19 protein-coding genes are annotated in these 21,550 nt (G+C 51.0%); 14 read left to right on the top strand and 5 right to left on the bottom strand.

The annotated features are described in order from the left end of the window. Positions 1-6 precede the first annotated feature (6 nt). Positions 7-936, top strand: coding sequence for a ribonuclease Z (locus PGR91_RS00500; RefSeq protein ID WP_101571493.1), 930 nt, complete (start codon positions 7-9; stop codon positions 934-936). On the opposite strand, the gene PGR91_RS00495 is transcribed toward PGR91_RS00500, so the two are convergent. The 3 genes from PGR91_RS00495 to PGR91_RS00485 form a co-directional block, all read right to left on the bottom strand. Then, positions 920-2,308, bottom strand: a complete 1,389-nt coding sequence (locus PGR91_RS00495) for an MATE family efflux transporter (protein ID WP_118458242.1) — start codon at positions 2,306-2,308, stop codon at positions 920-922. The genes PGR91_RS00500 and PGR91_RS00495 overlap by 17 nt on opposite strands. 140 nt (positions 2,309-2,448) lie before the next feature. After that, entirely contained in the window at positions 2,449-4,998 is a 2,550-nt protein-coding gene (locus PGR91_RS00490; protein ID WP_118458197.1) for an ATP-dependent Clp protease ATP-binding subunit, read from the bottom strand. Positions 4,999-5,052: 54 nt separating this feature from the next. Further along, the gene (locus tag PGR91_RS00485) at positions 5,053-5,556 is read right to left on the bottom strand and encodes a metallophosphoesterase family protein (RefSeq protein WP_055202267.1); all 504 of its coding nucleotides are present in this window, start codon (positions 5,554-5,556) and stop codon (positions 5,053-5,055) included. Positions 5,557-5,622: 66 nt separating this feature from the next. Between PGR91_RS00485 and PGR91_RS00480 the strand changes: the two genes are divergently transcribed. The 8 genes from PGR91_RS00480 to PGR91_RS00445 all read left to right on the top strand — a co-directional run bounded on the left by PGR91_RS00480 (position 5,623) and on the right by PGR91_RS00445 (position 14,174). Continuing rightward, positions 5,623-6,897 carry a replication-associated recombination protein A gene (locus tag PGR91_RS00480; RefSeq protein WP_055202265.1) on the top strand — a complete coding sequence of 425 codons (1,275 nt, stop codon included), beginning with the start codon at positions 5,623-5,625 and terminating at the stop codon, positions 6,895-6,897. Positions 6,898-7,152: 255 nt separating this feature from the next. After that, positions 7,153-7,425: a hypothetical protein gene (locus PGR91_RS00475; protein WP_147386992.1), complete on the top strand. Its 273-nt coding sequence runs from the start codon at positions 7,153-7,155 to the stop codon at positions 7,423-7,425. A 32-nt stretch (positions 7,426-7,457) separates the two neighbouring features. Beyond that, positions 7,458-8,435, top strand: a complete 978-nt coding sequence (locus PGR91_RS00470; protein ID WP_172970734.1) for a BF3164 family lipoprotein — start codon at positions 7,458-7,460, stop codon at positions 8,433-8,435. Positions 8,436-8,805: 370 nt separating this feature from the next. Then, positions 8,806-10,014 carry a 6-bladed beta-propeller gene (locus PGR91_RS00465; protein ID WP_270399099.1) on the top strand — a complete coding sequence of 403 codons (1,209 nt, stop codon included), beginning with the start codon at positions 8,806-8,808 and terminating at the stop codon, positions 10,012-10,014. A gap of 258 nt (positions 10,015-10,272) precedes the next feature. After that, positions 10,273-10,629 carry a hypothetical protein gene (locus tag PGR91_RS00460; RefSeq protein WP_147387414.1) on the top strand — a complete coding sequence of 119 codons (357 nt, stop codon included), beginning with the start codon at positions 10,273-10,275 and terminating at the stop codon, positions 10,627-10,629. A 15-nt stretch (positions 10,630-10,644) separates the two neighbouring features. After that, on the top strand, positions 10,645-11,877 hold the full coding sequence (locus PGR91_RS00455; RefSeq protein ID WP_118459170.1) for a 6-bladed beta-propeller: 1,233 nt from the start codon (positions 10,645-10,647) through the stop codon (positions 11,875-11,877). A gap of 188 nt (positions 11,878-12,065) precedes the next feature. Continuing rightward, the gene (locus PGR91_RS00450) at positions 12,066-13,043 is read left to right on the top strand and encodes a BF3164 family lipoprotein (RefSeq protein ID WP_270399098.1); all 978 of its coding nucleotides are present in this window, start codon (positions 12,066-12,068) and stop codon (positions 13,041-13,043) included. Between the two features lie 153 nt (positions 13,044-13,196). Then, a complete protein-coding gene (locus PGR91_RS00445) occupies positions 13,197-14,174 on the top strand; it encodes a BF3164 family lipoprotein (RefSeq protein WP_182424264.1) in 978 nt (325 codons plus the stop codon). Between the two features lie 111 nt (positions 14,175-14,285). Here the strand turns inward: PGR91_RS00445 and PGR91_RS00440 are convergent, their stop codons facing one another. After that, positions 14,286-15,437, bottom strand: a complete 1,152-nt coding sequence (locus PGR91_RS00440; RefSeq protein WP_220452167.1) for a 6-bladed beta-propeller — start codon at positions 15,435-15,437, stop codon at positions 14,286-14,288. Positions 15,438-15,986: 549 nt separating this feature from the next. Between PGR91_RS00440 and kdsA the strand changes: the two genes are divergently transcribed. The 5 genes from kdsA to PGR91_RS00415 all read left to right on the top strand — a co-directional run bounded on the left by kdsA (position 15,987) and on the right by PGR91_RS00415 (position 20,395). Beyond that, the gene (kdsA, locus tag PGR91_RS00435; RefSeq protein WP_101571481.1) at positions 15,987-16,820 is read left to right on the top strand and encodes a 3-deoxy-8-phosphooctulonate synthase; all 834 of its coding nucleotides are present in this window, start codon (positions 15,987-15,989) and stop codon (positions 16,818-16,820) included. Between the two features lie 102 nt (positions 16,821-16,922). Continuing rightward, positions 16,923-18,263, top strand: coding sequence for a peptidoglycan DD-metalloendopeptidase family protein (locus PGR91_RS00430; protein ID WP_101571479.1), 1,341 nt, complete (start codon positions 16,923-16,925; stop codon positions 18,261-18,263). Next, complete coding sequence (locus PGR91_RS00425; protein ID WP_118657080.1) at positions 18,260-18,691, top strand: pyridoxamine 5'-phosphate oxidase family protein; 432 nt, start codon at positions 18,260-18,262, stop codon at positions 18,689-18,691. Before PGR91_RS00430 ends, PGR91_RS00425 begins: the two co-directional genes overlap by 4 nt. Before the next feature lies 1 nt (position 18,692). Then, positions 18,693-19,727 (top strand): NAD-dependent epimerase/dehydratase family protein, encoded by a 1,035-nt coding sequence (locus tag PGR91_RS00420; RefSeq protein ID WP_182424265.1) that lies wholly within the window; start codon positions 18,693-18,695, stop codon positions 19,725-19,727. Further along, a complete protein-coding gene (locus PGR91_RS00415) occupies positions 19,724-20,395 on the top strand; it encodes a 2-C-methyl-D-erythritol 4-phosphate cytidylyltransferase (RefSeq protein ID WP_118458159.1) in 672 nt (223 codons plus the stop codon). Before PGR91_RS00420 ends, PGR91_RS00415 begins: the two co-directional genes overlap by 4 nt. 57 nt (positions 20,396-20,452) lie before the next feature. Here PGR91_RS00415 and PGR91_RS00410 read toward each other — a convergent pair whose 3' ends face one another. Beyond that, complete coding sequence (locus PGR91_RS00410; protein ID WP_081032486.1) at positions 20,453-21,547, bottom strand: lysylphosphatidylglycerol synthase transmembrane domain-containing protein; 1,095 nt, start codon at positions 21,545-21,547, stop codon at positions 20,453-20,455. Positions 21,548-21,550 lie beyond the last annotated feature (3 nt).

The following is a 21,550-nucleotide window of genomic DNA, read 5'->3' as shown; positions in this document are numbered from 1 at the left end:
ATTACTATGACGTTTCGGGTTACCATATTGGGTAGCGGTTCGGCTCTGCCGACTCCGAGACGGAATCCCTCTGCTCATGTACTGAACGTACATGAGCAGTTTTTTTTGGTCGATTGCGGGGAGGGAACCCAGGCCCGGTTGATGAGCTGCGGGATCAACCCGCTGAAAATAAATGCGGTATTTATTTCGCATCTGCATGGCGATCATGTTTACGGGCTTTTCGGGCTGATTTCGACGCTCGGGCTGACGGGGCGCCGCACGCCGTTGCAGATTTTCGCGCCGCGGCCGTTCGACGAGATCCTGGCGGCCCACCGGCGTTATTTCGATACGGAGTTGCCGTATGAAATCCGATGGAACGAAGTGCGGACGCGCCGCAGCGAGTTGATTTACGAGAACAAAGTGCTCGAAGTCCGTTCGGTGCCGCTGCGTCACCGGGTGCCCGCCGCCGGATTCCTGTTTCGGGAGAAGACGCCGCCGCTGAATGTCCGCAAAGAGGCGGTCGCGCGGTATGGGCTCGGGATCGCGCAGTGTGTCGCCGCCAAACGCGGCGAGGATGTCGCGCTGGACAGCGGCGAGACGATTCCGAACGGTGAACTTACCTATTTGCCTTACCGGGGGCGCAGTTACGCCTACCTGAGCGATACGCTGCCTTCGGCGCGTGCGGCCGGGCTGGTCGGGGGGGTCGATCTGCTGTATCACGAAGCGACTTTCGCCGCCGGGGATAAAGCGTTGGCCCGACAGACCGGGCATTCGACGACGGTGCAAGCTGCGCAGGTCGCGGAGAAAGCCGGCGCGCGCCGGTTGCTCATCGGACACTTTTCGTCCCGGTATAAGGATGAGAGCCTGCTCGTAGAAGAGGCCCGCGGCATATTCGCAGCGGCGGAAGCCGCCGTCGAAGGGGCGAGTTACGAGATTCCGCTTAAACGGGAGCCGTAAGCGGACGGTCGCCGCCGTGTCCGGGCGATTGCCGGCGGGACAGTTTGCGGTAGCGGCGGTAATAGAGCCATGCGGCGATACTGAGTCCGAAGATGAACCCGATCCACAGGCCCGAAGGCCCTATGCCGAGCGTGAAGGCACACAGGTAGCCGACCGGCAGGTTGATCAGCAGGTAGGAGACGAACGAGTAACTCATCAGTACCGCTACGTCCTGCATACCGCGCAATACGCCTACCAGGATGATCTGCAAACTGTCGGACAGTTGGTACAGCCCGGCGAAGATAAAAAGCTGGCCCGCGATGGCCACGACGGCCGCATCGTCGGTGAACAGCATCGGGATCCGGTATCGGAACAGGATCAGGCAACTCATCGTGACGACCGCGAAAGCGAGCCCCAGATGACACGAACCGGCGGCGGCGAGCCGTATGCCTTGCCTGTCTTTGCGACCGTAGGCATGACTGACCAGGATGGTAGTCGCCGTCGAAATGCCGACCTGCATCATGTAGGCCATCGTGCCGACCGACAGTACGATCTGGTGTGCGGCCAGTTCCGAAGGGCCGATCCAGCCCATCATGATCGACGACAGGGCGAAAGCCATCACTTCCAGCACGACCTGCACCGAAATGGGCAGTCCGACCGACAGCAGTCGGCGGATGTTTCTCCACGTTTGGACGGTACGGGAAAAGAAGGCGAAATAGCGGCGCACCGACTGGTTCCACAGGAAGTAGGCCAGCATGAACAGCGGCATACAGATCCGTGAAATCAGCGTGGAGAGTCCCGCCCCGGCGGCTCCGAGTTCCGGAAATCCGCCTTTGCCGAATATCAGCAAATAGTTGAATACGATGTTGATTGCGTTGGCGATCAGCACGACGGCCATGCCGGTGCGCGTATTTCCGACTCCTTCCAGGAATTGCTTGAAAGAGAGGTAGACCATATAGGGAATGATGCTCCATGCCAGGTAACGGTAATAAGGAACGGCCAGCCGCACCACCTCCGGCGATTGTCCCATGTATTCCAGCAGGTCGCCCAGCATCCACAGGACGCCGAATAGCAGCAGACCGACCAGCGAGTAGAGTACCAGCGCGTTTTGCAGCAGTCCTGCGGTGGTGCGGATTTTCCGCTGCGCATAGGCTTCGCCGGTCAGCGGCGTCAGGCCGAGCGACAGACCGGTGCCCCAGAACAAGAAGATCGTGAAGACGGCTCCGCCGAACGATACCGCCGCCAGCGGCAGCGCGCCCAGCCGAGCGACCATCAGGTTGTCCGACAGTTGTACGATGACCTGACCTATCTGAGACAGCACGACCGGACCGGCCAGCGCGAGGTTGGCTTTGTATTGCGGGATCCACTTGCGGAGGCTGGCGGTACGGTTCATGCGGTTGCGGTTTGCGGAGTGCAAAGGTAGGTCGAATCTTTCGGATTGGCAACCGAAGCGCCGGGGACGACATAAAAAAGAGAGACGGAAACCATTGGTTTCCGCCTCTTCGTGAGTTCGATAGAAGGTGTTTATCCGGTTCAGGAGGCTATGGTGCGCGTTTCGTTTCCGGGAACCACCGTGAATTTGATCTGGCCGTTTTTGCAGTCGACCATGATCCGGTCGCCCTCGTGCACCTCGCCCGATATGATCAGTTCGGCCAGCGGGTCTTCCACTTTGTCGAGCAACACCCGTTTCAGCGAGCGGACTCCGTAGTGCGGGTCGTACCCTTCGCGTACCAGACACCGTTTGGTCGCGTTGTTCACTTCGACCGTGTAACCCTGGTCGGCGATCCGCCTGTTCAGGCTGCCGAGTTCGATGTCGATGATCCGCAGGACGTCTTTTTCGGTCAGGGTTCCGAACGTTACGATGTCGTCGATCCGGTTGATGAATTCCGGGGCGAAGTTCCGTTCGAGGTTCTTGCGGTAGAGCGACTCCCTGTTCCGGTCGTCGGATGTCGGCTTGCGGGTCGTATTGTAGCCTACGCTTTTGCCGCGTTGCATAACCTCCCGCGATCCCACGTTCGAGGTCATGATGATGATCGTATTGCGGAAATCGATCAGGCGTCCCAGTCCGTCGGTCAGTCGGCCTTCGTCGAAAATCTGCAGCATCAGGTTGAATATGTCGCTGTGCGCTTTTTCGATCTCGTCGAACAGCAGTACGCAGTAAGGGCGGCGCCGTACTTTTTCGGTTAGTTGTCCTCCTTCGCCGTAGCCGACGTAGCCCGGAGGCGAACCGATCAGGCGGCTTACGTTGTGCTTCTCGGAATATTCGCTCATGTCGATGCGGATCATCGCTTCCTCGCTGTCGAACAGGTATTTGGCCAGTTGTTTGGCAACATGGGTCTTGCCGACGCCGGTCGGCCCGACGAACATGAATACGCCGATCGGACGGTTGGCGTCCTTCAGCCCGGCCCGGCTGCGGCGGATGGCCCGCGTTACGCGGGAAACGGCCTCGTCCTGTCCGATGACGACCGATGCGAGGTGAGCGTCCATCTCTTTGAGCCGGCGTTGTTCGCTGTCCGAAATGCGCGTTACCGGAATACCCGTCATCGAAGCGACCACTTCGCAGATCGCCTGCTCGTCGATCTCTACCGGACATCGGGTCATCTGCTCTTTCCACTGCGTTTCCATCTCCTGCAGGCGGCTGCGCAGCGCGCTTTCACGGTTTTTCAGCGTGGCGGCCGCGTCGTAATTCTGCATTCGGATCGCTCGGTTCTTTTCGGCGCATACCGTCTCGACGTCGCGTTCCATCGAGGCCAGCGGTTCGGGCGTCTTGACTTTGAACACGTGGGCGCGGCTGCCCGCTTCGTCCATCACGTCGATCGCTTTGTCCGGGAAGAAGCGGTCGGGCACGTAGCGTTGCGTCAGGTGGACGCAGGCTTCCAGCGCCGCTTCGGTATAATGAACGCAGTGGTGCGATTCGTAGTGTTTCTTGATGTTGTTCAGCATACACAGCGTTTCTTCGGCCGACGGCTGTTCCACGATGATCTTCTGAAAACGCCGCTCCAGCGCGCTGTCGCTTTCGATATTTTCGCGGTATTCGCTCAGGGTGGTGGCTCCGATGCACTGCAGTTCGCCCCGGGCCAGCGCCGGTTTCAGGATGTTGGCTGTGTCGAGCGACCCTTGCGTGCTGCCGGCGCCGACGATCGTGTGGATTTCGTCGATAAAGAGGATCACGTCGCTGCCGGAGAGTTCCTTCAGCAACAGGTTGATCCGTTCTTCGAACTGTCCGCGGTATTTCGTCCCTGCGACCAGCGAGGCGACGTCCAGCGAGAAGATCCGTTTGTGCAGCAGTGCGTGCGGGACTTTCTTCTGCGTGATCCGCAGCGCCAGCCCTTCGATGATGGCCGACTTCCCGACGCCCGCTTCGCCGATCAGCACCGGGTTGTTCTTTTTGCGCCGGCCGAGGATCTGGATCACCCGTTCGATTTCGGCGTCCCGGCCGATCACCGGGTCGAGTTTGCCTTCGGCCGCGCAGTTGGTCAGGTCGACGCCGAACTGGCCGAGCATACTGTCTTTGGCCGCCGGTTGCCCGTCGGTCACGGCGATACGCATTACTCCCGATACGAGTCGTTCGGGGTGTTCTCCGTTCTCTTCGCCGAGCAGCGAGAGATATTGCATATCCTCGTAGTAGTCCTCGTTGGGAGGCATGTCGCCGAGGTAGGAGACGATTTTTTCCGAAGTCACATTGTACAGCACCAGTATCCGCGAGCTGCGCGAGCTGCGGTCGTCGACGATGACCTGCAACAGGTGTCCCGTGTTACAGGTGTCCTGCACCATGCAGGGGCCGGACATACGCATCTGCTCGAGCAGCGCGTTTTCGTCGAAACGGACGTCCGGACAGGAGATGTTGAGCGGGGTGTCCGGCAAAACGACCGGGCCCAGTTCCCGTTCGAGACGTATTTTGATCTGATAAAGTTCCCATTCTTTCAGCAACCTTTTCAGCAGGTGAGATGCGTGCCCTCCTTCCTGTTTCAAGATAGCCAGAAACAGGTGGTCGAGGGTTACCTCATCGGCGTGACGTCGGCGTGCTTCGCGGCATCCTGCCGCAAAAACAGCCTCCAGCGTCTTTGTTTGCTTTACTTGCATAGCGTTTTCTCTAATTTTAATTTCGTGAAGATAACGCCGGAATATTCGGGTTTATTATGATGTCGGACGCCGGGGCCATTCTCCGACTTCCAGCTCCCGGATGTCCTCTCCGTCGATTACGAGCCGTATGGCCGTCCTTACCTGGTGAAAGCCAGCAATCCCTGCGGCCCCGGGATTGATATGAAGAAGACTGTTTTTTTTATCGTACATTACCTTCAGAATGTGGGAATGTCCGCATACGAAGATTTTCGGCCGGTGCATCCGCAGTTGCATTTCCACCCCGGAAGCATAGTGCCCGGGATAGCCGCCGATGTGGGTTATCATCACTGGAACCTGTTCGCATTCGAACAGCTCCCACCGCCGGAATGCCACGCGCGTCTGCCCTCCGTCGATGTTGCCGTACACGCCGTGCAGCGGCCTGAAGGCGGCAATGGCGTCGGCCGTTTCGATGGAGCCGAAGTCTCCGGCATGCCATAGTTCGTCGACGTCTTCGAAAAATTTCCGAAGAGGCTGATCGAAAATACCATGCGTGTCCGAGAGAATTCCTATGCGTTTCAAAGCCGGTGCGATCTTAAAAATTGTGCGGGAAAACGATTACCTTTGTAAAGATAACATTTTTTCTTTATGCAGACAAATATACCATTGGCGGAACGGTTGCGTCCGCAGTCGCTCGACGACTACGTCGGACAGGCCCATCTGGTCGGCGGCGGCGGGGTGTTCCGCCGCTTTCTGGAGACGGGCAACGTGCCGTCGTTTATCCTGTGGGGACCGCCGGGAGTCGGCAAGACGACGCTGGCGCGGCTGGTGGCGACGGCTCTCGACCGGAAGTTTTTCACGCTGTCGGCGGTCAATTCCGGCGTGAAAGAGGTGCGCGAAGTGATCGAGCAGGCCCGCAAGAGTCATTTCTTCAATACGCCGGCGCCGTTCCTGTTTATCGACGAAATCCACCGTTTCAACAAGTCTCAGCAGGATTCGCTGCTCGGCGCCGTCGAGCAGGGCGTGATTACGCTGATCGGCGCGACGACCGAAAATCCGTCGTTCGAAGTGATCTCGCCGCTGTTGTCGCGTTGTCAGGTCTATGTGCTGAAAGCGATGGAGGACAGCGATCTGCAACGATTGCTGGATCGCGCCGTCGCTGCTGACACGGTGCTCCGGGAGCGGGGCGTGCGGGTCGAACAGACCGGGGCGCTGTTCCGTTTCAGCGGAGGAGACGCCCGCAAGCTGCTGAACATTATCGATATTCTCTGCAATGCTACCGAGGGAGAGATCGTCATTAACGACGAAAACGTGACCGAATGTTTGCAACAAAATATCGCTTTGTACGATAAAAACGGCGAACAGCACTACGACGTAATCTCGGCTTTTATCAAATCGGTGCGCGGCAGCGATCCGAACGCGGCGATCTATTACCTCGCGCGGATGCTTGCCGGCGGCGAAGACCCGAAGTTCATCGCCCGGCGGCTGGTGATCCTGGCGTCGGAAGATATCGGTCTGGCCAATCCGAACGGGTTGTTGCTGGCCAACGCCTGTTTCGAAACGGTGCACAAGGTCGGTATGCCGGAAGCCCGCATCCCGCTGGCCGAGGCGACGATCTACCTGGCTACCAGTCCCAAGAGCAATTCGGCTTACCTGGCGATCGACCGGGCGCTGAAATTCGTGAACCAGGATACGACGAACCATCCCGTCCCGCTGCACATCCGCAATGCGCCGACCAGGCTGATGAAAAATCTCGGCTACGGCGACAATTACAAGTACGCCCACGACTTCGAAGATCACTTCGCCGACCAGGAGTTCATGCCGCAGGGCATGGAAGGCCGCCGGTTCTACGATCCGGCCGACAACCCGAAAGAGCGCGAAATCGAACAGCGGATCAAAAAACTCTGGAAAGGAAAGTATTGATAGTTAGAAGTAAATCTTCATAATATGGTATTTAAAAAAACACCTTAGAAATATTCTTTCCCGATTGTTTAATGCCGCAAAAGGTTTTTTTTTAGTTCTTTTTGCGGTATTTTATTTTGCTTTTTGCGAAAGGATAATGTAACTTTAAAGACAAACCAATATAAGAATGCTTATGGATCGATTGTTCTGAAAAATTTAGAATGTAATTAAATGTAAATGAATTGATGTGGATTATTGAATTTAAAGAAAAAAATTATGAAAAAAAGTATTTTGGCAGCTATCCTTTTAAGCGGAGGATTTATTGCGGTAACGATGCATATGAAGCGTAATGATCCTAATGTTGGTGATTTATTGTTAAAGAATGTGGAGGCCTTGTCTGGGGATGAAAGTTCGGAAAAATTTAAATATCCTTGTAGTAATGGGATTTATTTTGATACTTCAAAAACGATTTCCAGTGTTAGATATTGTGGATCATGTGGTTATGTTGATGCGTCGAATACATTTGATCCGAGTGAATGTTCTCTGTAATTGAAACTTGTTATTCTTCTCGAATTTATTGTATGAGAAAAGTTCTATGGGCTGTGCTGTTTGCTTCTCAGTTGTTTTCCAGTTGTCGTCAAAAGGTGACTATAACCGAGAAAATGGCTTTCCCTCAAGAAAAAAGAGTTCAAGCCGTTAAATTTCCGGTGGGTGACGTAATGAATCCTAGTTACATGATCCAAAAAGGAGATTATTTGCTTGTTCGGAGCGGACAGCCAAAAAAACAATTGTTTGTCTTTACAGTGCCGGATTTAAATTTTGTTTGTGCAACTGGAAATAAAGGGAAAGGGCCCAACGAAATTCCTTTCCCTCCGATGTTGGTCGAGTCGCGTACGGATACCCTTTATGTTTTTGGATATGCATACAGACATTTGAAGAGTTTGAAGGTGGACTCGGTAGCTTGTGTCCATTTGACCGAACGTTATGAAATTCCGTTGTACGAAGCTTTTAATCATATGCATTTGATTGATGATTCGGTGCTTTTGTATGAAACGGTTATGCTTCCTCAATATGCGGTTCACAAATATGATCTGAAAAATCGTAAAAGCATAGACGAACTGAAGATCGAACGGGAAACCCCCGAAAGTGAACTTACGTTCGATACCAGCAGGGGGTATATGGCGGCTAACGATTCGGTAATGATATACGTTTATTTGTATAAAAACCAGATCGATATTTATGATGTAAAGGATTTCAGGCTGAAGCGGCGGATCGTCGGAGTTTACAAACCTCAGAAGCCTGCATTTCGGGATGAAGAATTGTATTATTTGGGGGTTATTCCGGGGGATAAATATTTTTATGCCTTGTTCAAAGGCGCGCGAACCGAAAAAGGCGAAAACCGGAGCAATACGATCGAGGTGTACGATTACGACGGCAATCCGGTCGCTTTGTACCGGTTCGATATACCGCCGTTGTATTTTTATCCGGACGAAAAAAACAATTGTATCTACGCCACGCATCCTTCCTGCATGGATACGTTGCTCCGGTATGATTTATAAATTTTCATTTCTACCCCAAGAATCGACGTTTTCTCATTAAAGCATCGTTAAAATTGACTTTTAACGATGCTTTTATTTTGCTTTTTGCGAAAGGATAATATAACTTTAAAGACAAACCAATATAAGAATGCTTATGGATGAAGTAGAAATGTAAGAGAGAAAGCGTATGTGAAATCAAAATTGATTGAAATAGTTGTATAATTTTATTAATTAAAAAAAATGAGACTGAGAAGTTTAATGGTAATGTCTATTTTGATTGTGAAGGATATATGCAATCCACTAATGATTATACGAGAGTAATCGTTTGTGGCTGATTTCGGTCGAGTGGGGTCGAAGCGTTTGTTGGGAAAGACTCTCTAAATGTGTAAAAATGAAGTTTTCTTTCTTTTGTATTTGTTTGTTCGTCTTCTGGATTTCTTGTTCTACGAATTCCGGGACGAGTGGGGTTTTACGGAATGACAGTCTGTATGTTGTCGATGTCGATCGTGCGGAGCGAGAAAAAGTGTTATTCATGTCTTCGTTATTTCAAAAAGCGAATGCTATTGTTCTGGACACATCGGTGTGGATAGGAAGTCTTGACAAAATACAAGGTTTGAATAATCGCATCTTTATATTAGATAGACATCAAGCTAAAGGAGTATTTGAATTTACGCGTGACGGTGTATTCGTACGGCAGATCGGAAGTCGGGGGAATGGGCCGGGCGAATATATCGTTCCGGGTGATTTTTCACTGGATATGGTGAACGGTCGGATTTATATACTCGACGATCAAAAACAAACGATCAGTCAATACAATATCTCCGATGGGAAATTCCAGAAAACAATTGCATTGGACAAAGAGTCCGGGATTCGGAGCCATCGGATACAGTGGGCAGACGGATCATTGTTTGTAGATCTGTATTGTTTTGATGAGCAACCGGCTACGGATGGTTTGTTGCGGCGAATTGATCTTTCGACAGCAAAGAGTGATGGTGTTTATATGAGTTCGGCATACAATAAACAGTGGCACGATCCGGAACGGATAGATAGTAAAGTTTTTTATCCGGGAGAGAAGAATGCGTACCGATTCGTGAAACAGTTTATGGATACTGTATTTTATATCGGTTCCCAAGGAGTAATGCCTTATATGGCTTTGCAAAGCGAGGATCTGTTACGTCCGCAGGATTTAAAAGTTGTGGATATGAATTCCCGATTACCGCTGGAGGCACAACTTTTTCAGACGAAAAAGATCTATGGTATCCATGATTACAGGGAACATAATCATGTTATTTATTTTCGGTATATGAAGGGAGGAACGATTGTTTTTGTTGCGTTCGACACCAGAACGGGGAATACGACGTTATTTGATTTAATGACGGATGACCTGCTTTTTAGTGAAAATGCACAGACATTAATGCCGCAATTCGGTTGTTCGACAGGTGAGGGTGAATATTATTATTTTAATAATGCCCCTTTTATAAATTTGAAAGGATGGGTTGAAGGTGGGGTGCTGTCTCCGACATTGGAAGGGCTAGATAAATTGAAAGTTTTAAATGAAAATTCGAATCCCGTGATATTTTATTATGAGTATAAGAATTAATGGTCTTTGAAAGGTGTTTAGCCTGGCCGGCGTTTTGATTTAGTGTCGGGGGGGCGGTATCGTCCTAACGGTAAAAGCATTGCAAAAACGACTTTTTGCAATGCTTTTATTTTGCTTTTTGCGAAAGGATAATGTAACTTTAAAGACAAACCAATATAAGAATGCCTATGGATGAAGTAGAAATGTAAGAAAAAACGTATGTAAAATCAGAGTTTATTTAAATGGTTGTGTAATCTAATGAGAATTAATTTAAAAAAAATGAAAAAAATATTATTTGCTGTAATTTCTTTTATCGTTGTTGTTTTAATCAGTGTTGCGTCGAATAACAGAAATAGTAATATTCAGGACGTTGCTCTCTTGCTGAAAAATGTTGAGGTTTTGACTGCGGGTGAAGAAGGGGGTGCTTCGGGATCTTGCCAAAAAAGTGTCCCTAGTATTATGCGTGCCGATTGTGATGGAGATGGGAAATTTGAATCTACGTTTGCGATAATAACAACATATAGTTGCGAGGGAGACGGTTCAGGTCCCTGTAAGTCCGGGACGGTGAGTACTACGTATGATTGTGAGGGATATGTGACCGGTTATTCCGATCTCACTTTGGATATGAATTGTTAGTTATACATTTGGATTATGTTTATCTTGCATGTTATGCTAAGGGTATGCTGTTTTATTGTCGTCTTTATTTTATGTGCCTGTAACAATCGCACTCGGGGCGAAACTCCTTTAACTGTAAACAACGATTTGTACGTTGTCGATATTGATCACGCTGATAGGGAAAACATTGTGTATTCCGCTGTATTCGGAAAATTGAAAACGGTGGTCTTAGGTGCAAATGACAGTGTCCTGATCGGCGAGATCAGTAAAATGCAGGTGGGTCGTGACGGTATTTTCGTGCTGGACCGGAACCAGACCAAAGGCGTTTATCTGTTTTCGAGTGACGGGGCGTTTGTCCGCCGGTTCGGCAGTGTCGGAAACGGCCCCGGAGAGTATATCGCCCCGTTCGATTTCAGCCTTGATCAAAAAAACGACGAGTTGTTTATACTCGACGGGAGCAAACAACGGATTAATAAATATGATATCGGGACGGGGAAATTTATCGGATATATTACGGTTAACCCCAAAGGCGGTACCCGGAGTTATCATATTCAGTACAATGAAGGGGCTTTGTTTGCGGACGCGTTTTTCGGACAATCTTCCAAAGAGAGTTATTTGCTGCAAAAAATAGATACCGCCACGGGCGTGCAGCAGAACGCTTATCTGAATAACCTCTATAATCAGAGGTGGGAAAATCTGCAAGAAATTGAGCCTACGGTTTTTTATTCCGTCGATCGGGAGTCCTCGCGTTTCGTAGAGCGATTTATGGATACGGTTATCTATGTTAGTTCGAAAGAGGTGAAACCGTATCTGGTAGTCAAAACGGAGAAGTGGATGCGTGCGAAAGATTGGAAAAAATTTGAAAAGGATAAGATGAGTCCGACCTTTCTAATGACACTGTTTTCTGCGGGGAAAATTTTCGGCATAAGCGATTATATCGAAAAGAAAGGGAGTTTTATTTATTTCGGGTATTACGACGGACGCAAAGCCGATGCTGTCGTGTATCATGTTAAAACGAAAGAAACCAAATTGGTCGGAGGCATTAAGGATGATCTGCTTTTTAAAAAAGATGTTTCGATGACGTTGTATACTGTTCTGGGGTGTACGACCGATAAGGGTGTCTATTTTTATGACAATAATCCGTCCGGTAATTTGAAGTCGTGTGCGGTGGACGGTGTTTTGTCTCCGAAACTGGATAATCTGGATGAGTTGAAACAGTTGGATGAAAATTCGAATCCGGTAATATTTTATTACGAATATAAAAATTAGCGGTTCTTGTAGAGAGTTTAGCCTGGCCGGCGTTTTGATTTAGTGTCGGGGGGGGCGGTATCGTCCTAACGGTAAAAGCATTGCAAAAACGACTTTTTGCAATGCTTTTATTTTGTTTTTCGCTTCTAAAAGAGTAACTTCACGAAAGTTTGGCAGGATACTGCTATATATAAATGTCTGCGCGGATTATGAGAAAACTTTTATGGGTATTGTCGCTTGCCGTACCGCTCTTTTCGTGCGGCGATCGCGATACGGCCGTTACGGCGAAGCGAGCTTTCCCTCAGGAAAAAAGAATTCAAGCCGTTAAATGTCCGGTGGGTGACGTGATGGATCCTAGTTACATGATCCAAAAAGGGGATTATTTGCTTGTTCGGAGCGGACAGCCAAAAAAACAATTGTTTGTCTTTACTGTGCCGGATTTGCGGTTCGTTTGTGCGACCGGAAATCAGGGGAGAGGCCCGGAAGAATTTTCTACATTTCCTACTTTGGTAGAGTCGCGTACGGATACTTTTTATGTTTTTGGATATGCTCATAGGCATTTGAAAAGTCTTGCGGTGGACTCGGCGGCTCGTGTCCATTTGACGGAGTGTTATGAAATTCCGTTGCACGAAGTTTTTAACCATATGCATTTGATTGATGATTCGGTGCTTTTGTATGAAACGGTTATGCTTCCTCAATATGCGGTTCACAAATATGATCTGAAAAATCGTAAAAGCATAGACGAACTGAAGATCGAACGGGAAACCCCCGAAAGTGAACTTACGTTCGATACCAGCAGGGGGTATATGGCGGCTAACGATTCGGTAATGATATACGTTTATTTGTATAAAAACCAGATCGATATTTATGATGTAAAGGATTTCAGGCTGAAGCGGCGGATCGTCGGAGTTTACAAACCTCAGAAGCCTGCATTTCGGGATGAAGAATTGTATTATTTGGGGGTTATTCCGGGGGATAAATATTTTTATGCCTTGTTCAAAGGCGAGCGAACCGAAAAAGGCGAAAACCGCAGCAATACGATCGAAGTGTACGATTACGACGGCAATCCGGTCGCTCTGTACCGGTTCGATATACCGCCGTTGTATTTTTACCCGGACGAAAAAAACAATTGTATCTACGCCACGCATCCTTCCTGCATGGATACGTTGCTCCGGTATGATTTATAAATTTTCATTTCTACCCCAAGAATCGACGTTTTCTCATTAAAGCATCGTTAAAAGTCAATTTTAACGATGCTTTAATTTTGCTTTTCGCTTCTAAAAGAGTAACTTCACGAAAGTTTGGCAGGATACTGCTATATATAAATGTCTGCGCGGATTATGAGGAAACTTTTATGGGTATTGTCGCTTGCCGTACTGCTTTTTTCGTGCGGCAACCGCGATACGGTCGTTACGGCGAAGCGGGCTTTCCCGCAGGAGAAAAAGATCCGGGCCGTCCGTATTCCGGCGGGTGAAACGATGAATCCCGGACACATGCTGCAAAAGGGAGATTATCTTATCATTGAGAGTATTCTGTCTCCGAAAATGCTGTTCGTTTACTCCGCTCCCGATTTACGGTTTGTTTGTGCGACCGGGAATAAGGGAAACGGGCCCGATGAGTTTCCGAGTATCCCCTTTCTGATAGATTCGCAAACCGACAGCATATATGTGTTCGGTTACGGTCTTCGGTATCTCAAGTCGATGGCAGTCGATTCCGCTGCCGGTGTCCGTCTCACCGAACGGTACGCTCTCCTTTTTCACGAGGCTTTTAACAGTATGCATTTGTTGAAGGATTCCGTGCTGGTTTATCAGACCGTTATGCCTCCCCAGTATTCGATTAAAAAGTACAATCTGAGGCAAAACGAGATGATCGGCGAATTGAAAATGGAAAGAGAGAGTCCTCAAGAGGAACTTGCGTGGGATCTTAGCAGGGGCAAGATGGCTGCGAACGATTCTGTAATCGTTTATGTATATCTGTATAAAAATCAGATCGATCTGTACGATCTGGAAACTCTGGAATTGAAGAAGCGGATTGTGGGGGAGTATAAGCCTCAGCAGCCGACGTTTAAAGATGAAGAATTGTATTATGTAAGCGCCTTTGCCGGTAAAAAATATTTTTATGCTCTGTTCAAAGGCGAGCGGAATGCGGAAGGTAAAAATCCGAGCAATACGATCGAGGTGTACGATTACGACGGCAATCCGGTGGTTCGTTACCGGTTCGATATACCGCCGTTGTATTTTTATCCGGACGAAAAAAACAATTGTATCTACGCCACGCATCCTTCCTGCATGGATACGTTGCTCCGGTATGATTTGTAGGACGGCTGCCCGGTCGGCGGGAGGGGAAGTGACGATTACGTATTTTTTTGCTGTGACCGGCTGGAACCGTACAGCATTTTATCGAACTGATCGGAACGTTTGCCGACGGTTTTATTCATCCGGCAGGGTTTTGTATTTATAGAAAAATATCACGGGATTGGCATCGTCCTTCATTTTTTTCAATTTATCCGATTTGTTTAAGTTTTTGGAAAATAGATTCAGGGAAAAGCCCTCCATGAAATTTCCTATTGCATTTGTATTGACATAATAATATACACCCTCGTTACCGGCGCAGCCGAACTTAGGAAACCATACGTGCATATTATCTTTTTCAAAAAGCAGGTCGTCGGCAATCGTGTCGTATAGTTTCGTTTCGTTCGTTTCCGTATCGTACGTAGTAAAAGTCGAAGTCAGGCCGTTGCGATATACGAAGTAGATACGACCGTCGTGTTCGAAATAGCTGTTGATATCGAAAATCTTATTTTTTGAAAATATGTAATCGAATACCGAATGGATTGGAGCATTTTTTTCAATTGATGCTATATCTTCCGCGGTCATGATATCTTCGCTTTGCAAAGAAAGGTAAGGCATTACCTTTTCGCGGCTGATGTAAATAATGGTATTCATGAATACTTGCATGAACCGTGAAGATTCTTCGTTCACGGTGTAAAAAACATGGTCATGGATATAACTGGGATTCTTCCATCCTTTGTTGTACTGCGTTGCATTTAAAAAAGTACTTTGTTGTTTGCCTTTGCAGGTGTCTAATTTTTGTAATAAAAAGTCCCGTTTCGATGGAGCCAACGTATATACGTCCGTGAAAATAACTCCGTCGTTATATTGGATGTGGTAACTTCTTATTGGATCGTCTTTATTGATTTCGAAATGTCCGAGATACTTGCCCGATGTCATTTCGTATTTATTGATCCGTTGTCTTGGTCCGTCGAGAATGTAGATGATTCTGTTTTTCTGATCCAAGGTGAAATCGAAGGGTTTTATGTATTCTCCGGGACCGGAACCGATGTTTCCTATTTGCTGAATATAGTTTCCGTTGCGCGAATATTTAAAGACGCCTTTGGAAATATTGATGTCCAAAATATAAATGGTGCTGTCGTCCGCCTGTATTTTGTCTATATTTCCGATGACTTTCTCTTCCGAGTCGAGAATTATAGTTTCCAAATCACAGAAAATAGATGAGAATACAAACGATCGTTCCTTTGTTGAATGATCGAGGTCGATTGAGTATAAATTTTTGTTTTCCATGAGATTATCGTCCTGCCGCGGGCCTGAGCAGGACGATAATAGAAAACATATCGAAGATAAGCGAATGAAATGATCGAGTACGGATTTAGCGTTTTTTAGATCAAGCATGTTTAACCTTTGATTAGTTGCAATAGATAACTTCTACATTTTGCGATCCCCCCTGTCCGGTTTCCTTGGCAATCGTAGGTGTAATAAGTATATCCTTCCCAGCAACTGCCTCCGTTGCCGGCTTGGCACATATCCGTAAATGTCGTAAGCGTAGTTGCATGATTCCGCTGCAATTCGTTTTGATATTTTAATTGATGTCTTTATGAAGTATTCATTTGTGATATGAATGTATAACAAATGCAAATTAATATGTTTCGATTAACAGTTCTGGTGTCAAAGCGAAAATTAGTGGTTTTTGTAAAAAGGTCGGCTTGATTGAGGTTTTGCCTATTTTATCCGTATAAAAAAAAGCCGTAAACGGGCTTCTCCGGATGCGGTTTGCGGGGGGTATTTGTCGTATCGGGAGGTTTTGTTATCTTTACCGGATAAAATTCCGAGGATATGAACGAAGTGCTGAACCGAATTCCGAATATCAAACATACCGGCAGCGGCATGTTTTTCCTGATGGCCGGACCTTGCGTCGTCGAGGACGCGGATATGTTGAAAACCGTGGCCGAAACAGCCTGCCGGATCACCGAGCGGCTGCGTATTCCCTATATATTCAAAGCGTCGTACCGCAAGGCGAACCGTTCGCGGCTCGACTCGTTCAGCGGGATCGGCGATGAAAAGGCGCTGAAACTGCTGGCCGACATCCGGCGCGGATTCGGCGTGCCGGTAGTGACCGATATCCACAACCCGGAAGAGGCTGCGATCGCCGCCGAATACGTCGACGTGTTGCAGATACCGGCTTTCCTGTGCCGCCAGACCGATCTGCTGGTTGCCGCCGCGAAGACCGGCAAGGTCGTCAATATCAAAAAGGGACAATTTCTCGCTCCGGAAGCGATGTCCTTCGCCGCCGGGAAAGTCCGCGATGCGGGCAATCCGAACGTGATGCTGACCGACCGGGGCACGACCTTCGGTTATTACGACCTGATCGTCGATATGCGCGGCATCCCTGCGATGCAGAACCTCGGTTATCCCGTGGTTATGGACATTACCCATTCGTTGCAGCAGCCCAACCAGACGAGCGGCGTGACCGGCGGGCAGCCCGAAATGATCGAAACCATTGCGCGCGCATCGGTCGCGGCCGGCGTCGACGGTCTTTTTATCGAAACGCATCCGAACCCGGCCATTGCGAAAAGCGACGGGGCGAATATGCTGGCGCTGGATCGACTGGAAAGTCTTCTCGAACGGCTGGCGCGGATTCGGGAGACGATCAACGCATTCGGAAAATAGTCTTCGGACGGAGTGCCGCGCGGCGGCGCCCGTTCGTAAAATGACCATAAAAACCTCTTTCCGGACATTGCGCGTTCGCGGGAAGGAAAGTAATTTTGCGGAATGAAAAAAAATTGGAAAGTCATTGCGGTTTCCGCGGGCGGGGTGTTGGTGCTCGCCGTACTCGTTGTTTTGGCGCTGAACCGCAGCGGAGCGCCGTCCGAATCCGACGCCCTCGTTGATGTGCCTCAGGAAGATACGACCGTCCTGCTTTACGGAATCGACGTCGGGAAATACGACCTTGCCGAGAATACCGTGGAATTCGGCGAAACGATCGGGCAGATTTTCGGTCGTTACGGCGTGGGTCCCGGCCTGGTCGATCAGATTGCCCGGAAGTCGGAGCCCGTGTTCAGCCTGCGCGGGATCAAGGCAGGGCAGAAATATACCACCTTCCAGACGAAAGACTCGGCGGCCCGGCTGGCCTATTTCGTGTACGAGGCTTCGATGACCGATTACCTGGTGTTCGACCTGAGCGGGGATTCGGTGCGGGTCTATATGGATACGAAGAACGTGACCGTCAAACGGCGGATGAAGACGGCCACCATTACGTCGTCTTTGTGGAATTGCATGATCGACAATGGGATGAGTCCGATGCTGGCGATGGATCTGTCGGATATTTACGCCTGGTCGATCGACTTTTTCGGGATTCAGGAAGGCGATAACTTTACGGTGATCTATGACCAGAAATACGTGGATACGGTTGAAATCGGTCACGGGACGATCTGGGGCGCGCGATTCGAACACGGCGGAAAGAACTATTATGCGATCCCGTTCATGCAGGACGGCAAAGTGAGTTACTGGGACGAACAGGGGCAGAGCCTGCGTAAGAACCTGCTGAAAGCTCCGTTGAAATACAGCCGGATCAGTTCGCGCTTTTCGGCTTCGCGGCTGCACCCGATATTGCGTATCCGGCGTCCGCACTACGGGGTGGATTACGCCGCGCCTTCCGGTACGCCGGTCGTAGCGGTCGGAGACGGCGTGGTGATCGCCAAAGGATATGGCGGCGGAGGCGGTAATACGTTGAAAATTAAACACAATTCGGGACAGTTGGTTTCGGGCTATCTGCATTTGAAGGGGTATGCGAAAGGGATTAATAAGGGAACCCGAGTGCGTCAGGGACAGTTGATCGGTTACGTCGGAGCGACGGGATTGGCCACCGGGCCGCACCTGGATTTCCGGTTGTGGCGCAACGGGACGCCGATCGACCCGTTAAAAGTGCCCACCGAGCCGGCCGAACCGGTTCGCGCCGCCAACAAGCAGGCGTTCGACGGAGTCCGCGACCGGATCATGGCCGAGTTGAACGGCACGTTGGCCGATAGCCTGAAAGTCACGTCGTTCGCTCCGGCCGCCGATACGTCGCGCGCGGCGAACCCCGATTCAGTGAAACAGACTCCGGCCCGATGATCGACGAACGGATCGCGAAATTTCTCGCGGAGCATCATGTGCTGACGCTGGCGACGGAGGATGAGAAGGGGCCGTATTGTTGCAACTTGTTTTACGTTTACCTGCCGCAGCGCAACTGGTTCGTGGCGACTTCGGCCGCCGATACGCTGCATGTGCGGCAGGCGACGCGGAATCCGCGGGTCGCCGCGTCCGTGGTGCTCGAAACCTCGGTCGTCGGCAAGGTGCGGGGATTGCAGTTGCGCGGTACGATGGCGCGGCCGGAAGGGGAGGAGCGTCGGGTCGCCCGGAATGCTTACCTCAGGCGGTTTCCGTTTGCGGCGGTGATGGATCTGGAGCTGTGGATCATCCGCCCCGTTTTTTTCAAGTACACGGACAACCGGCTCGGTTTCGGAAAAAAAATAATATGGGAAAACGATACGAACAGTTGAATTGAATACGCTGAAAGACAAACGAATTACGGTTACCGGAGGAACCGGACTGGTGGGTAGTCACCTCGTTGCCGAACTGCTCTGCGCCGGGTGCACGGTGAGGATGTTGGTACGCGATATAAAGCGGCAACAGTTGTTGCACCGGACGCTGGAGCGCATGGGTGTTTCGTCTTTTTACGACCGGATCGAATTTCGGGAAACGGCGCTGAATAACCCGTATGCGCTGCGTGAAGCGGTGGAGGGAACCGACGTGCTGTTCCACTGTGCGGCGCAGGTTTCTTTCGATCCGGAAAGGTCGGACGAAATTATCGTTGCGAATACCGAACTGGCGACGCATGTCGTGAACGCCTGCCTCGACAGCGGAGTCGGCTTGCTGGTGCATGTCAGTTCCGTGGCGACGCTCGGCCCGGCCCGGCCCGGGGAGAAGCTGGTCGATGAAACGTGCATACCGGACAGTCTGGTCGGATTGTCGGCCTATTCGGTCAGTAAGTTCTATGCGGAAAATATCGTCCGGCGGGGCGCCCTGCAGGGGTTGCGGACGGTTGTCGTCAATCCGTCGATCGTTATCGGCGAAGGGGACTGGAAATCGGGAAGTTCCCAGTTGATCGCATTCGGTGCCCACGGGAACTTTTTCTATACGAAAGGCGTAAAGGGGTACGTGGATGTCCGGGACGTGGCGCGGGCGACGGTTTTGTTGGCCGAAGTGCCGGAAGCTGTCGGACAGCGGTATATTCTTTCCGCCGAAAACCTTCCGTTCAAAGCGTTTTTTTCGATCGTCGCCGAGACGGCCGGCCGCCGTTTGCCGCGCATTTGTATCGGAACCCGTGCGCTGAACCTGGCCGCCGCCGCCGAGCGGGAACTTCGGCGGGTGACCCGGCACAAGCAGCTCCTGTCCGAATCGATCCTGTCCAGCGCCGTCAGCAGTTCGTATTACAGCAATGAAAAGGTGTTGCGGACGCTCGATTTCGAATTTACCCCGGTGCAGGAGACGCTGCGAAGAGTCACCCGGGCCTATCTGGAAGAGAAGAAGAGATGAACCGTATCGCTGTGATTATCGTGGCCGGAGGTAGCGGCTCGCGGATGGGCGCCGAGGTACCCAAGCAGTTCCTGGTGCTCGACGGGTTGCCGATCCTGATGCATACGATCCGGCGTTTCGCCGAGACGCTGGCGGATGCCCGGACGATCGTCGTACTGCCCGCAGCGCATATCGGCTATTGGCGGAATCTTTGCCGCGAATACGCTTTTACGACGCCGCATGAAGTCTGCGAGGGCGGAGCGACCCGTTTCGAGTCGGTGCGCCGCGGATTGGATCATGCGGGCGATGCCGGACTGGTCGCCGTACACGACGGCGTGCGGCCGCTGGTCGGCCGGGAAGTGATTCTGCGGGCCGTGCGGGATGCGCAGGCCTACGGGGCCGTGATTCCGGTCGTCGCACCGGTCGATTCGCTGCGGCGGATCGCGGACGGGGGCAGCAACATCGTAGACCGTTCTGCGTTCCGCATCGTCCAGACTCCGCAGGTTTTCCACACGGAAATTCTCCGGAAAGCCTATCGACAGCCTTTTCGGGACTCTTTTACCGACGATGCGAGCGTGGTCGAGGCGGACGGCGGACGGATATATCTTTGCGAAGGTTCTTATATGAATATCAAAATTACTACGCCGGTCGATATCGTGACGGCCGAGGCGTTGCTGAAAGTCCGGTAGTACCGCCGCGTCAGTCCGTTCCGCCCGTACCTTGGGTCTTTTTAGAGAATCCGTGGATTACTGTTTGTGCATGAATTTTTTCTTGATCCAGCGCGGGAAGATGATCGCGCCGATGGCGAGGTAGGGGTAGTAAGTTACCCCGCGCCACAGCAGGGCGATCAGCGTGGCCGCTCCCAACTGCATAGCCGGCGAAACGCTGATCAGGTCGCTGCAATAGCTCGAAAATACGTATTCTGCGAAGCCGCTTCCGCCGGGGGTAGGCATCACCAGCATCATGATCCAGATCACCAGCTGCCGCGCGAACAGCAGGAATTGGTCGCTGACTGCGAAAAAGGCCATGATCAGCGCATTGGCCACCAGGTAGCGCGAACTCCACGACAGGAAGGTCGAAGAACACGCTTTCAGCCAAAATTTGTAGTTGTAGCGCCGGATTTCGTGCGACGAGCGGATGATGTCCGTGCCGGTCTGTCCGGCCGCATGGTACCAGCGGCGCAGGAATTTCAGTTTGAAAACTTTCAACAGCAGCCATTTCAGCCCGCGCGGATTGACGAACAGCCCGTACGAAAGCACCAGCACGAATCCCAGTTTCAGGAAATAGCCGGTCAGCGCGATTCCCATCAGGCTGCGCGTAAGCACTCCGGAAGAGGTTGAAACGTCGAAAAGTTCCGACGGGCCGACGATCAGTATCAGCAGCGGGAACATCACGATGAAATAGAGTTCGTCGAGGAACGAGGTGAGCATTACGATCGCCGAGCTGCGCCCGACGCTGATCCCTTCTTTGTGGACGTAGATGATCGCGACGCTGGTGCCCCCGACGGCCGACGGCGTGATCGCCGACGTGAACTCCCACAGCATGATGACCCGGAACGCCTGCCGCCACGAAAGCTGGTTGTTGCTGAGGATGCGGATACGGATGATGTAGCCGATGTCGCGGCCGAACATGAACACCACGGCCATAACGAGCCAGAACACCATGTGCCACGAGAAAGTGATTCCGGAAAACACCTGGATGTCGAAGTCTTTCCACAGCATGTACCCTACCGCTCCCAATCCGATGAGGATCGGATAGAAAGCGTTCGAAAGCCGTATCTTGCTCAACGGGCTTTTCGGCGGATGCTGCGGCTCCGGGGTATTTTCGGGTCGGTTGTTCATTGT

It is taken from the genome of Candidatus Alistipes pullistercoris (assembly GCF_027665465.1).
GTDB classification, from domain to species: domain Bacteria; phylum Bacteroidota; class Bacteroidia; order Bacteroidales; family Rikenellaceae; genus Alistipes_A; species Alistipes_A hominis.
This window is presented reverse-complemented; position numbering and strand designations above follow the sequence as displayed.